The sequence below is a fragment of the Sphaerisporangium viridialbum genome (assembly GCF_049674955.1).
Taxonomy (GTDB): domain Bacteria; phylum Actinomycetota; class Actinomycetes; order Streptosporangiales; family Streptosporangiaceae; genus Sphaerisporangium; species Sphaerisporangium viridialbum.
On sequence record NZ_CP187232.1, the window covers coordinates 8,194,448 to 8,207,558 of the forward strand.

Below are 13,111 nucleotides of genomic sequence, written 5' to 3' on the forward strand. Positions count from 1 at the left end.
GTCATGCCTCCCTGGTCTCAGGCCGGGTCGCCGTCCATACCGTCACCGGCATCGACGGGCGCCATGCGGTGAAGCCGCCCACCGGGCCGGCCCGGTGGACCGCGATTCGCAGCAGGTCGCCGCCAGCCTTGGCGTGCCAGGCCGCCACGACCGCCTCGGACTCCACGGTCACCGCGTTGACCACCAGCCGCCCGCCCGGGCGTAGCGCGTTCCAGCAGGTCTCGACGGTGTCCGGCGCCGTGCTCCCGCCGCCGACGAACACCGCGTCGGGTGGTTCGAGGCCCGTCAGCGCCGCCGGGGCCGTCCCGGTGACCACCCGCAGACCGGGCACGCCGAGCGCCGCCGCGTTGCGCCCGATGCGGGCGGCCCGCTCCGGACGGCTCTCGACGGCGACCGCCCGGCAGGCCGGGTCGGTACGCATCCACTCGATCGCGACGCTGCCCGCTCCCGCGCCCACGTCCCAGAGCAGCTCACCGGGTACCGGCGCCAGCCGGGAAAGCGTCACCGCGCGGACCTCGCGCTTGGTCAGCTGACCGTCGTGCTCGAACGCGTCGTCCGGCAGGCCGGGTACGCAGGCCAGGGCCGCCGTTTCCGGATCGGCGCGGCATTCCAGGGCCACGATGTTCAGCGGGTCGACGACCGCGTCCCAACGCTCGGCCACGGCGCTCACCAGGCGCTCCTTCGGGCCGCCGAGCTGTTCGAGCACGGTCATCGCGCTCCCGCCGTAACCCCTTGAGGTCGCCAGCGCCGCGACCAGGCCCGGCGTGGCGGCGTCCGCGCTCAGCGCCAGCACGCGGCGTCCCGGTCCCAGCGCGCGGCTCAGCAGCTCCACCGGACGTCCGACCATGCTGACGACCGTCGTGTCCTCGACCGGCCAGCCCATCCGGGCGCAGGCCAGCGAGACCGACGACGGATGCGGCAGCACGCGGACCCGCTCCGGGCCGAGCAGCCTGACCAGCGTCGTTCCGAGGCCGTGGAACATGGGGTCGCCGCTGGCCAGCACGCATACGGCCCTGCCCGCGTGCTCGGCGAGGAGGCCGCGCAGGGCCGGGATCATCGGCGAGGGCCACGTGACCCGTTCGGCGCCCGTGTCCGGCACCAGGGCGAGCTGACGAGAGCCGCCCATGAGCACCTCGGCGGCACCGATCTCCCGCCGCGCGGAGGCGGACAGCCCGTCCCAGCCGTCGGCGCCTATGCCGACGACGACCACCGGCCCGCTCATGTCCGACCATGCCGTGAAAGCTCGCGCCCGGCGGCCGGTCCGGGTGCGTTTCCGGCGCCGCTTACCAGTCTCGTGGCCAGTTCGGGGCTGCCGGCCCAGTGAAGGTGCAGGTAGGACGCGGCCAGCTTCGGCCCGCCGTACCCGTCGGCACCACCGTCGCGCCAGCGGTACAGCGGCCCGGCCTCTCCGGACGGGGTGACGCGCGTGCGGTGGAACTCGTGCCCGTGGTACCGCTCGCCCTCGCGGGTCAGAACCGAGTCGCGTACGGCCACGGCGCTCCGGTACCCCAGTGTGAGCTTGCCGGTCATGGCGGCGGTCGCGTCGACGACCCCGCACATCGGACGCCCGTCCAGCTCCCGGCAGAGGTAGAGCAGCCCCGCGCACTCGGCGACGATGGGACCGCCGAAGGCCGCGACCTGCCGGCGGAGGGGCTCGTTGGCCGACAGCTCCGCCGCGTACACCTCGGGGAAGCCGCCGGGCAGCACCAGGGCACGCGCCCCGTTGGGCAGGCTCTCCTCGCTCAACGGGTCGAAGACGGCCACCGTGCCGCCGGCCGCCTCGATCAGCTCCGCCTGCTCGGCGTAGCCGAAGGTGAACGCCTTGCCCCCGGCCACCGCCACCACGACGTCCGCGCCGGCGGGGTCGCCGACGGCCTGGCGGGCGCTCCAGGCGGGCCCGGCGAGCGGGGACGCGCTCCGGGCCAGCCGGACGAGGGCCTCCAGGTCGCAGGTGGCCGCCACCAGTTCTCCCATCCCGGCCACCGCGTCCACGGCCTGCGCGCTGCGCTCCGCGGGCGGGATCAGGCCGAGATGGCGGGACGGCGTCACGGCCACCTCGCTGCGCGGGATGGCGCCGAAGACCGCGATCCCCATCTCGTCGAGCGCGTCGCGGCAGATCCGTTCGTGTCGCGGGGATCCCACCCGGTTGAGGATCACCCCGCCGACGCGCACGCGGGTGTCGTACGACATGAACCCGTGGACCAGCGCGGCGACCGACCTCCCCTGGCCGGAGACGTCGATGACCAGCACGACCGGCGCGTCCAGCAGGCGTGCGACATGCGCGGTGGAAGCGAGGTCACCTCCGCGAGACGCCCCCACCCCCGAACCGGCGGCGCCGTCGAAGAGGCCCATCACGCCCTCGATGACGGCGATGTCCGCCCCGGCGGCGCCATGGGCGAGCAGGGGCACGATCAGTTCCTCCCCGGCCAGCCAGGGGTCGAGGTTCCGTCCGGGACGGCCGGAGGCGAGCGCGTGGTAGCCGGGGTCGATGTAGTCGGGCCCGACCTTGTGCGGGGACACCGAGAACCCCTTGGCGGTCAGCGCCGCCATGAGGCCGGTGGCCACCGTGGTCTTGCCCGCCCCCGAGGAGGGCGCGGAGACGACGAGGCGCGGGAGCTCACTCACCGCTCGCCCGGCCCAGCCGCTGTGCCCAGGGCATACGCCGCCGTACCCGCAGTGCGGTCGGTGGTTACCATTCGATGCCCTTCTGGCCCTTCTGGCCCGTGTCCATCGGGTGCCTGACCTTGGCCATCTCGGTGACCAGGTCCGCGACCTCCAGCAGGCGCGGGTGGGCGTCCCTGCCGGTGATCACGACGTGCTGCGTGCCCGGACGCGCCGCCAGGGCGGCGACCACGTCCTCGACGTCGATCCACCCCCACTTGAGGGGATAGGTGAACTCGTCCAGCACGTACAGCCGGTAGCTCTCCGCCGCCAGGTCGCGCTTGATCTGCTCCCACCCCTCGCGGGCGTCCGCCGCGTGGTCCTCATCGGTTCCCGGCTTCTTGATCCAGGACCAGCCCTCGCCCATCTTGTGCCAGGTCACCGTGCCGCCCTCGCCGGACCGCCCGAGCACCGTGAGGGCCCGCTCCTCGCCCACGCGCCACTTGGCCGACTTGACGAACTGGAACACCCCGACCGGCCAGCCCTGGTTCCATGCCCGCAGTGCCAGCCCGAAGGCCGCGGTGGACTTGCCCTTGCCCGGCCCGGTGTGGACGAGCACCAGAGGCCGGGTTCGCCGCTGCCGGGTGGTCAGGCCGTCGTCCGGCACCTCCGCCGGCTTCCCCTGAGGCACGTCTAGACCGCCTTTCCCGTTCCCAGCGGCATGTCAGGCCGCCTTTCTGTGGTCGTGGACCAGATCGCGCAGACCGCCGGCGGCCAGCCGGTCCAGCCGTACGGCCTCGCCGCCCAGCTGGGCCGCCAGGCGTACGGCGAGGCCGAGCCGCACCGGGCCGCTCTCGCAGTCGACCACCACGGCGGCGACGTCCCTGAGCAGCGCCGCGGCCCGGAGCACGTCGGCGTCCGTGCCGGAGGTCGCGCGCCCGTCGGTGACCACGACCAGCAGCGGCCTGCGGGAGGGGTCGCGAAGCCGTTCCACGCGCACCACCTCGGCCGCCCGCCGCAGCCCCTCGGCGAGCGGGGTGCGCCCGCCGGTGGGCAGGGCGCGCAGGCGCGCCGCGCCGGCCTCCACCGACGAGGTCGGCGGCAGCACCAGCTCCGCGCCCGCCCCCCGGAACGTCACCAGGCCGACCTTGTCGCGACGCTGGTAGGCGTCGAGGAGCAGGCTCAGCACCGCGCCCTTCACCGCGCCCATGCGCTGCCGCGCCGCCATCGAGCCGCTCGCGTCCACGACGAACAGGACGAGGTTGCCCTCGCGCCCCTCGCGCACCGCCTCGCGCAGGTCACCGGCCCGCACGACCAGGCCGGGCCCGGTCCTGCCGCGTTCGCGCTGGTACGGGGCCGCCGCGCGAAACGTGGCCGTCAGATGGGGCGAGGTGAGCCGCCCGAGCGGCACCCGCGACCCCGAGATCCGGCCGTACGACGTGCGGGCTCGCGACCGCCGTCCCGGACTTCCCGTGCCGAGCCCGGGGACGGCCAGCGGGCGCACCCGGTAGGGCTCGCCCGGCTGTGCCGCCGGCTGCTGTGCGGCCGGTGTGCCCGTGCCCGCCGTCCCGCTCCGCCCGCCGGGCTCGCCATCCGTCCCAGGCGGTTCGGACGCGTCGTCGCGCGGGTTCGGCCGGTCATCACGCGGGTCGGACGCACGGTCCCGCGTCGGATTCGGGTCCTCGGGATCAGAACCCGAACCCGAACCCGGGTCGGGGTCGGGGTCCTCGTCCGGGCCGCCGAGCAGGTCGTCGAGCTCCGACTCGGAAAGGCCGGGCGCGTCAAAGGGATCACGCCTGCGGCGGTGCGGCAGGGCGAGCCGCACGGCCTCCCTGATGTCCTCGGCCGTGACCTCCGCCCCGCCACGCCACGCGGCGTGCGCCACGGCGGCGTGCGCGGTGATGAGGTCGGCCCGCATCCCGTCCACCCCGAACGCGGCGCAGACCGTGGCGATCTTATGGAGCGCGGCGTCGGAGAGGACCACCTCGCGCAGCCGGCCGCGCGCCTCGGCTATGCGCGCGGCGAGGTCCTTCTCCTCCCCCGCCCAGCGGGCGGCGAAGCCCTCGGGGTCGTCCTCGAAGGACAGCCTCCTGCGCACCACCTCGGCACGCTCGTCCGGGTCGCGCGAGGCCGTGACCTCCACGGTGAGCCCGAATCGGTCGAGGAGCTGGGGCCGCAGCTCGCCCTCCTCGGGGTTCATCGTGCCGACCAGGATGAACCGCGCCGCGTGCCGCACGGACACGGCGTCGCGCTCGACGTAGCACGTGCCGAGCGCGGCGGCGTCGAGGAGCAAGTCCACGAGGTGGTCGTGCAGCAGGTTGACCTCGTCCACGTACAGGACGCCCCGGTGCGCGGCGGCGAGCAGGCCGGGGTCGAAGGCCTTCACGCCCTCGGTCAGCGCCCGTTCCAGGTCCAGCGAGCCGATCAGCCGGTCCTCCGAGGCCCCGACGGGCAGCTCGGCCAGCCTCGCGGGCCGTACGGCCGTGGCGGGTTCCGCGCCGTGCGGACCGTCCGGGCACTCGGGATCGGGAGCGGCCGGGTCGCAGGAGAAGCGGCACCCGGGGACGACGGCGACCGGGGGCAGCAGCGCCGCCAGCGCCCGGACGATCGTCGACTTCGCCGTGCCCTTCTCCCCTCGAATGAGCACGCCACCGGCACGCGGGGAGACCGCGTTGAGTATCAGCGCCAGCTTGAGGCTGTCGAGCCCCACGACGGCGGTGAACGGGTAGTGGCGTACGGCCTTCACGGGCCGGTCAAGCATGTGTCGATGTCCTTTCGCCGCGGCTCGCGACCGCGGGTGACCTGCTCAGACGGCGGATGAGGACACCGGTGCGCGGTAGGGGGAGAACGCTCGCTCCGCCAGCGTGCCGAAAGCGAGCCCGATGCCGCTCCACAGGACGGCCTGCGTGCCGAGCGAGGCGAGCCGGAACTTCCACAGCAGGGCGGCGGGGAAGCCCGCCGGCACCTCGTCGACCACGGGCATGAGCAGGCACACCACGACCACGGCGGCGAGGAACCCGGCGAGCGCGAGCAGCGTCGCGTTCCAGTTCCCGTACCGGGGGGCCAGCAGGCGGCCCACGTACAGCGCCGCGACCGCGAGGAGCACGGAGATCAGGACGAGGGCGAAGTACACGACCGTACGGCGGCCGATCGTGCCGGGGTCGCCCACGGCGGGCGGGTTGGCCGGGTACTTCAGGAACGGCACCAGCTCGACCGTGACGAAGGCGCCCAGGGCGATCAGGACCGAGGTGGCCCGGGCGCCGAAGGCGCCGAGCCGTCCGTAGACGAAGGCGAACACGAGCGCGAAGACGCCGCCGACCGCGACGCCGTAGACGCCGACCGCCGTCGCGAGGCCCACGGTCGACTGCACGCCGCGGCTGACCGGCTCGGGCTCCGCCGCGACGGCCTCCGCGGCGGCCTCCGTGGCGTGTGCCGCGTGCCCGGCGTGTCCTTCGAGCGCGATGGCCGCTCCCACCTGGGGCTCGCCGAAGATCCAGGCGAACACCAGGGTGAGGGCGGCGGCGACGAGGCCCGCGAGCATGCCGCGGACCAGCAGGTTTCTCACCATGCTGTGACAGTCCCCCGCGTCAGTGGCAGGGGAAGCCGAGCAGGTGACGCCCGTCGTGCAAGAACTCGTGCACGAGGTCGCCGGAGATCAGCGAGGTGGCGCCCTGCTCCGCACCCACGAAGTAGATGAGGACGAGAGCGAGAACGCCGGCGAACACCGCCCAGGGCAGCAATTCGCGAACGGGAATGCTGATGGGGGCGGGCTGGGAATGCGGAACGGCGGCTTGGGCCATGGGGTGTTGCCTCCTCGGGATCACGCGTCCCATGCGGGCTGGCGGTGACGACGGAGGGTCTGACTCCCGGGCCCGAAGGACCGGTCACAGTGGCGCGGCCGTACCAGAGTTTCGCTGGATTCCCCACACCGTCAACAATGTCGCTTGGACGCTACGGTGTGAACCACTAGTCCGTCAATGGGGGCGAAGGGTGACAATTACCCCTCTCGCGCCACAGAGGGGGATACAGGTGACGGCGAGAATTGTCATGGTTTGTCATGGTTCTACCGAGGCGCTGCACCGGGCCGCCTTTCCCCTCGACGAGGGTCTGGACGAGCAGGGCCGGCGGCAGGTCGCCGGCGCCGCGCGTCTCTTCGGCACCGGCTCCGGACGGTCGCTGTGCGGGCCGTCGCTGCGCTGCCGCCAGACGGCGGCGGGTCTCGGCCTCGCCGCCGAGCCCGACGAGGGCCTGCGCGACTGCGACAACGGCCACTGGGCGGGCCGTACCCTTGCCGACCTGCAAGGACAGGACCCCGAGGGCATGATGGCCTGGCTCACCGACCCCTCGGCAGCCCCCCACGGCGGGGAGTCGGTGCTCACCCTGGTCGGCCGCGTCGCCGCGTGGCTGGAGAGGCGCCGCCAAGAGGGCGGGAAGGTGGTGGCGGTCACCCATCCGGCCGTGATGAGGGCGGCCGTCGTCCACGTCCTGGGCACGCCTCCGGAGGCGTTCTGGAGGGTCGACGCGGAGCCCCTCTCGCAGGTGCGGCTCACCGCCCACGGCGGGCGCTGGCGGCTCCGCCTCCCGCCCGCCTCCTGAACGCCCGCTCACACGTCGAAGTCCACGGTGACCTGGTCGGACACCGGCACCGACTGACAGGTCAGCACATATCCGGCTCGCACCTCGGCGGGCTCCAGCGCGAAGTTGCGCCGCATCCTCACCTCACCGCCGGCCACGCGCGCGCGGCAGGTGCCGCACACACCGCCCTTGCAGGCGAAGGGCAGGTCGGGCCGCACCCGCTGCGCCCCCTCAAGGATGGTGACGTCACGCGGGAGCACGGTCGAGGTGGCCCGGCCGTCGAGGATCACGGTGACCTCGGCGGTGGCCCCCGCTCCCGGCCCCGGCTCGGGGCGAACCGGCTCGGGCGGCGGCTCGTCCACGTAGAACAGCTCCTTGTGCACGCGCTCCCGGGGGACGCCCAGCTCCGCGAGCACCTCCCGCGCGTCCAGCACCATCCCGTACGGCCCGCACAGCCACCAGTGGCCGACATCGGGCACCGACGTCAGAGCGGGGAGCAGCACGCGCAGCTTGGCGGCGTCGAGCCGGCCGGTGAACAGCTCGGGCTCGCGCGGCTCCCTGGACAGCACGTGGACCAGCTCGACTCGGGCGGGCGCGGTGTCCTTCAGGTCGGCCAGCTCCTCGGCGAACATCACGGTGCGGGTGCTTCGGTTGCCGTAGAACAGCGTCACCCGGCTTCCGGGGGTCGCCGCGAGCGCCGAGGAGGCGATCGACAGGACGGGCGTGATGCCCGACCCGGCCGCGATGAACACATGGTGGGCGGGAGTGCCGAGGTCGGCGGTGAAGGTCCCGCCGGGCGGCAGCACCGCGACATGGTCCCCAGGCCGCAGATGGCGCACCAGCCACGTGGAGAACAGCCCGCCGGGGATCTCCCGGACGCCGATGCGCAGGGGACCGCCCGCCGGAGCGCAGATGGAGTAGGACCGCCGCTCGTCGCGGCCGTCCACGATCGCCCGGAGCGTGAGCGACTGGCCGGGCAGGAACGCGAAGTCCTCGGCCAGCGCGTCCGGCACGTCGAGGGTGATCGCGGTGGCGTCCTCGCACAGCCGGTCCACCCGCGCCACGCGCAACGAGGCGAACTCGGCGCGCCGCCGCGCCCGTACCCCCGCCATGGTCATGTCACAGCTCCTTGACGTGCTCGAACGGTTCGCGGCAGGCGCGGCAGCGCCACAGGCCCTTGCACGCGGTGGCGCCGAACCGGGAGGTCTCCTCGGTGTCGTCCGACCCGCAGCGGGGACAGCTCGGCCGCCTGCGGCTCGGGCCGAGCGTCACGGGCACCGGCCCGCGCGGCCGTACCGGGGCCGGGCCCGGCGGGGCGATGCCGGCCTCGGCCAGCTTCCTGCGGCCCCGCTCGCTGATCCAGTCGGTGGTCCACGCCGGCGACAGCACGGTGCGGACCCGCACGTCGGCGTACCCGGCCGCGCGCAGGGCCGTGGAGAGGTCGGCGCGGATGGCCGCCATCGCCGGGCACCCGCTGTAGGTCGGGGTGATCGTGACGACCACGCCACCGCCCTCGGTCTCCGAGACGTCGCGCAGGATGCCGAGGTCGGCGAGGGTCATCATGGGCAGCTCGGGATCGGCCACCCTCTCGGCCACCTCGCGCGCGGTCACCATGCCGCCCCCGGGTGGGCACGCGCGACGCTCTGCATCTCGGCCAGGAGCTCGGTCAGCGCAGGGGTGTGCACGCCGAAGCGCCCCGAGGGCGCGGTGAGGTCCGGTGCGAGGTCGCCGGGCCGGGTGAGGGTCGCGGCGGACAGCACCTGGCCGATCACGGCGTCGAACTCCTCCCGCAGACCGGCCGGGTCGACCCCGGCACCCGCCCCCGCCAGGCGCAGCTCCACCTCGTGCGGGGTGAACAGCTCCGCCACGAGCGGCCACACCGACGCGAGCCCCTCTGCCACGCGCTCCCGCGAGTACGGCGTGCCGTCGCCGAGCCGCACGACCCAGCCGGCGGCGTAGTCACGGTGGTAGGCGACCTCCTTGAGGCCCTTGACCGCCACCGCGGCCAGCACCGGGTCACACGAGCCGGTCAGCCGGTCGAGCAGCGCCAGCCGCCAGGTCGAGAAGACCAGCAGGCGGGCCACGGCCTGGCCGAAGTCGCCGTTCTCCACCTCGGTCAGCCGCACGTTGCGGAACCCGCCCGCCTCGCGGAGGAACGCCAGATCGTCCTCGTCGTGGCCCGACCCGTCGGCCGCCCCCGCGCGCGAGAGCAGCAGCCGGGCCTGTCCGAGCAGGTCGAGCGCGATGTTGGCCAGCGCGACCTCCTCCTCCAGCTCCGGGGCGCGCGTGCACCACTCCTGCAGGCGGTGGGACATGATCAGCGCGTCGTCGCCGAGCATCAGGCAGTAGGCCGCGAGGTCGGCGCCGTCCACGCCCTCGGGCACGCGCGTGTCCACCCCGTCCAGCGGGTCGGCGAACCCGGTGCCGTACGCCCAGCGGGGGTCGTCGCCCTGGTTGAGCGCCTCGTAGGCGTTGCCGGTTTCGTGAAGGTCGTCCGAGGAAGGCATGGTGGCCTCACATGTGCGGGACGTCGTCGGGGATGGTGTAGAAGGTCGGATGCCGGTAGACCTTGTCGCCGCTGGGCGCGAAGAACGAGTCCTTCTCGTCGGGGCTGGTGGCGGCGATGTGGTCGGAGCGCACCACCCAGATGCTCACGCCCTCGTTGCGGCGCGTGTAGAGGTCGCGGGCGTGGCGCAGGGCGGTCTCGTCGTCGGCGGCGTGCAGTGAGCCCACGTGCACGTGGTTGAGCCCCCGCTTGCTCCGCACGAACACCTCGTACAACGGCCAGGCGCTCATGCGACCGCCCCCGCGCCCGCCACGACGGCACCCGCCTCGCGGGCCTCGGCCTTGCGCGCGTGGGCGGTAGCCGCCTCGCGGACCCAGTCGCCGTTCTCGTGCGCGGCGCGGCGTACGGCGATGCGGCGGGCGTTGCAGGGGCCGTCGCCGCTGATCACCCGCTTGAGCTCCGACCAGTCGATCTCGCCGAAGTCGTGGTGCCCCCGCTCCTCGTTCCAGCGCAGATCGGGATCGGGGAGCGTCACCCCGAGCACCTCGGCCTGGGGCACGCTCATGTCCACGAACCGCTGGCGCAGCTCGTCGTTGGTGTGCCGCTTGATCTTCCACGCCATCGACCGCGCGGTGTTCGGCGAGGCGTCGTCGGGCGGGCCGAACATCATGAGCGACGGCCACCACCAGCGGTTCACGGCGTCCTGGACCATCGCCCGCTGCGCCTCCGTGCCCCTCATCATCGTCATCAGCAGCTCGTACCCCTGCCGCTGGTGGAAGGACTCCTCCTTGCAGATGCGGATCATCGCCCGCGCGTACGGCCCGTAGGAGCTGCGGCAGAGCGGCACCTGGTTGCAGATGGCGGCACCGTCGACCAGCCACCCGATCACGCCCACGTCGGCGTACGTCAGGGTCGGGTAGTTGAAGATCGAGGAGTACTTCTGCCGCCCCTCGATGAGCATCGCGGTCAGCTCGGCGCGGTCGGCGCCCAGCGTCTCGGCGGCGGAGTAGAGGTAGAGCCCGTGCCCGGCCTCGTCCTGCACCTTGGCGAGCAGGATCGCCTTGCGGCGCAGCGTCGGCGCCCTGGTGATCCACTCGCCCTCGGGCTGCATCCCGATGATCTCCGAGTGGGCGTGCTGGGCGATCTGCCGCACCATCGTCGCGCGGTAGCCGTCGGGCATCCAGTCGCGCGGCTCGACGCGCTGGTCCCGCTCGATCGTGCGGTCGAAATACCCTTCGAGGTCAGCCATGCACCGCCACCCCTTTACCGAACATTCGGTCAGTTATCAGTCTCGCTCCGCGACCTGTCCCGGCGCAAGTCCGTACGTCCCAACTCACGTCTCGCGCCTTGCGACCAGGGTCAGCACGTCGTACTTCGCCACCGAGGACCCGTCCTGCTTGGTCACGTCGGCGTCCCAGCGGACCTCCCCGTACGGGGCGCCCTCGCGCGGGTCGACGTGCTTGGCGGTGAGCGTGACCGACAGCTCGTCCCCCGGGTAGACCGGCGTGAGGAACCGGAGGTTCTCCAGCCCGTAGTTGGCGAGCACCGGCCCCGGGTCGGGGTCCACGAACAGCCCGGCCGCCAGCGAGATGATCAGGTAGCCGTGGGCCACCCTGCCGTCGAAGAACGGGTTGGCCCTCGCCGCCTCCTCGTCCATGTGGGCGTAGAACGTGTCGCCGGTGAACTCCGCGAAGTGCTCGATGTCCTCAAGGCTCACCCGGCGGGGTCCCGCGACCACGGTGTCACCGGGCCTGAGGTCCTCCAGGTGCCTGCGGAAGGGGTGGACCTCGGTCACGGTGCGCTCGCTGCCCGGGACCCAGCGGCCGGTGATCGCCGAGAGCATCGCCGGGCTTCCCTGGACGGCGGTGCGGTTCATGTGGTGCAGTACGCCGCGGATGCCGCCCATCTCCTCACCGCCCCCGGCGCGGCCGGGGCCACCGTGCACGAGCACGGGCAGCGGGGAGCCGTGCCCGGTGGACTCCTTGGCGGCCTCCGCGTCCAGCACCAGCAGGCGGCCGTGCCAGGGAGCGGTGCCGAGCACCACCTCGCGGGCGAAGGCGGGGTCCCCGGTGACGATCGAACCCACCAGGCTGCCCTGGCCCCGCGCGGCCAGCTCGATCACCCGCTCGGCCGAGGTGTACGGCATGAGCGCGCTGAACGGGCCGAACGCCTCCACCTCGTGCGGCTCCGGCCGGTCCGGGTCGTCCACGCGCAGGAGCACCGGCGAGACGAACGCCCCCCGCTCGGCGTCGGCGCCGACGACCTCCACCCGCTCCGGGTCTCCGTACACCACCGAGCCCGCCGGGATCAGCGCCTTGAGCGCGCGGCGGACCTCCTCACGCTGCCCGAGGCCGGCCAGCGCCCCCATCCGCACGGACGGATCGGCCGGGTTTCCCACCGTCACCTTGGCCAGCCGAGCGGCGGCGGCCTCAGCCACCTCGCCGAGCAGGTCCGCCGGGACGAACGCGCGCCTGATCGCCGTGCACTTCTGCCCGGCCTTGACCGTCATCTCGGTCACGAGCTGCTTGACGAACAGCTCGAACTCCGGGGTGCCCGGGACGGCGTCCGGGCCGAGGATGGAGCAGTTCAGCGAGTCGGCCTCGGCGTTGAAGCGCACGGAACGGGACACGACGACCGGGTGGGTGCGGAGCTTCTGGGCCGTGGACGCCGAGCCGGTGAAGGCCACGAGATCCTGCTCGGTCAGGTGCTCGAACAGGTCGCCCGCGCTCCCGCAGACCAGCTGCAGCGCGCCCTCGGGCAGGATGCCCGACCCGGCGATCAGCTCCACCAGCCGCGCGGTGACGTAGGCGGTCTGGCTCGCCGGCTTGACCAGCGACGGCATCCCGGCCAGGAACGCGGGCGCGAGCTTCTCCAGCGGCCCCCAGACGGGGAAGTTGAACGCGTTGATCTGCACGGCGACGCCCCGCATGGACGTGTAGAGGTGCTGGCCCGCGAACGACCCGCCCTTGCCGAGCGGCTCCACACCGCCGTCGAGGTAAACCGTGTCGCCGGGCAGCTCGCGCCTGCCCTTGCTGGAGTACGAGAACAGCACCCCGATGCCGCCGTCGACGTCGAACTTCGAGTCGCCTAGCGTGGCCCCCGTGCGCAGCGACAGCTCGTACAGCTCCTCACGGTGCTCGCGCAGGTGGGAGGCCAGCGCCTTGAGCAGCGCGGCGCGCTGCGGGAAGGTCAGGGCGCGCAGCTCCGCACCGCCGGTGCGGCGCCCGTACGCGAGGGCGGCGCCGAAGTCGACCCCCGCGGAGGAGATCCTGGCGACCTCCTCCCCCGTGACCGCGTCGTGCAGCGGGGCTCCCTCGTCGTCCGGGACCTGCCAGGAACCGTTGACGTAGCTGCTGAGCGGGGCCATCGCGGACCTCCCCATCGAGGAATCACATACCGGCCGTTCGTCCGGACAGGCGCCCGTCCATC

General features: G+C 73.5%; 13 protein-coding genes. 1 reads left to right on the plus strand and 12 read right to left on the minus strand.

The annotated features are described in order from the left end of the window. Position 1: 1 nt before the first annotated feature. The 6 genes from cbiE to ACOZ38_RS36890 form a co-directional block, all read right to left on the minus strand. On the minus strand, positions 2–1,222 hold the full coding sequence (gene cbiE, locus ACOZ38_RS36865) for a precorrin-6y C5,15-methyltransferase (decarboxylating) subunit CbiE (protein WP_424535609.1): 1,221 nt from the start codon (positions 1,220–1,222) through the stop codon (positions 2–4). Beyond that, on the minus strand, positions 1,219–2,625 hold the full coding sequence (locus ACOZ38_RS36870) for a cobyrinate a,c-diamide synthase (RefSeq protein ID WP_424535610.1): 1,407 nt from the start codon (positions 2,623–2,625) through the stop codon (positions 1,219–1,221). The genes cbiE and ACOZ38_RS36870 overlap by 4 nt, the downstream gene beginning before the upstream one ends. Before the next feature lie 64 nt (positions 2,626–2,689). Further along, on the minus strand, positions 2,690–3,292 hold the full coding sequence (gene cobO, locus ACOZ38_RS36875) for a cob(I)yrinic acid a,c-diamide adenosyltransferase (protein ID WP_424535611.1): 603 nt from the start codon (positions 3,290–3,292) through the stop codon (positions 2,690–2,692). Positions 3,293–3,325: 33 nt separating this feature from the next. Beyond that, a complete protein-coding gene (locus tag ACOZ38_RS36880; protein WP_424535612.1) occupies positions 3,326–5,362 on the minus strand; it encodes a putative cobaltochelatase in 2,037 nt (678 codons plus the stop codon). 45 nt (positions 5,363–5,407) lie between these two features. Next, entirely contained in the window at positions 5,408–6,169 is a 762-nt protein-coding gene (locus ACOZ38_RS36885; RefSeq protein WP_424535613.1) for a CbtA family protein, read from the minus strand. Between the two features lie 19 nt (positions 6,170–6,188). After that, on the minus strand, positions 6,189–6,401 hold the full coding sequence (locus ACOZ38_RS36890) for a CbtB domain-containing protein (protein WP_405140761.1): 213 nt from the start codon (positions 6,399–6,401) through the stop codon (positions 6,189–6,191). A gap of 229 nt (positions 6,402–6,630) precedes the next feature. Here ACOZ38_RS36890 and ACOZ38_RS36895 point away from each other — a divergent pair, with 229 nt between their 5' ends. Beyond that, entirely contained in the window at positions 6,631–7,197 is a 567-nt protein-coding gene (locus tag ACOZ38_RS36895) for a histidine phosphatase family protein (RefSeq protein ID WP_424535614.1), read from the plus strand. A gap of 8 nt (positions 7,198–7,205) precedes the next feature. On the opposite strand, the gene paaE is transcribed toward ACOZ38_RS36895, so the two are convergent. The 6 genes from paaE to paaZ form a co-directional block, all read right to left on the minus strand. Next, entirely contained in the window at positions 7,206–8,294 is a 1,089-nt protein-coding gene (gene paaE, locus ACOZ38_RS36900; protein ID WP_424535615.1) for a 1,2-phenylacetyl-CoA epoxidase subunit PaaE, read from the minus strand. Position 8,295: 1 nt separating this feature from the next. After that, on the minus strand, positions 8,296–8,790 hold the full coding sequence (paaD, locus tag ACOZ38_RS36905) for a 1,2-phenylacetyl-CoA epoxidase subunit PaaD (RefSeq protein WP_424535616.1): 495 nt from the start codon (positions 8,788–8,790) through the stop codon (positions 8,296–8,298). Further along, a complete protein-coding gene (gene paaC, locus ACOZ38_RS36910) occupies positions 8,784–9,683 on the minus strand; it encodes a 1,2-phenylacetyl-CoA epoxidase subunit PaaC (protein WP_424535617.1) in 900 nt (299 codons plus the stop codon). Before paaC ends, paaD begins: the two co-directional genes overlap by 7 nt. 7 nt (positions 9,684–9,690) lie before the next feature. Continuing rightward, positions 9,691–9,972, minus strand: a complete 282-nt coding sequence (gene paaB / locus ACOZ38_RS36915; protein WP_405140765.1) for a 1,2-phenylacetyl-CoA epoxidase subunit PaaB — start codon at positions 9,970–9,972, stop codon at positions 9,691–9,693. Then, positions 9,969–10,931 carry a 1,2-phenylacetyl-CoA epoxidase subunit PaaA gene (gene paaA / locus ACOZ38_RS36920; protein ID WP_424535618.1) on the minus strand — a complete coding sequence of 321 codons (963 nt, stop codon included), beginning with the start codon at positions 10,929–10,931 and terminating at the stop codon, positions 9,969–9,971. The genes paaB and paaA overlap by 4 nt, the downstream gene beginning before the upstream one ends. Positions 10,932–11,015: 84 nt before the next feature. Next, complete coding sequence (gene paaZ, locus ACOZ38_RS36925) at positions 11,016–13,049, minus strand: phenylacetic acid degradation bifunctional protein PaaZ (protein WP_424535619.1); 2,034 nt, start codon at positions 13,047–13,049, stop codon at positions 11,016–11,018. Positions 13,050–13,111 lie beyond the last annotated feature (62 nt).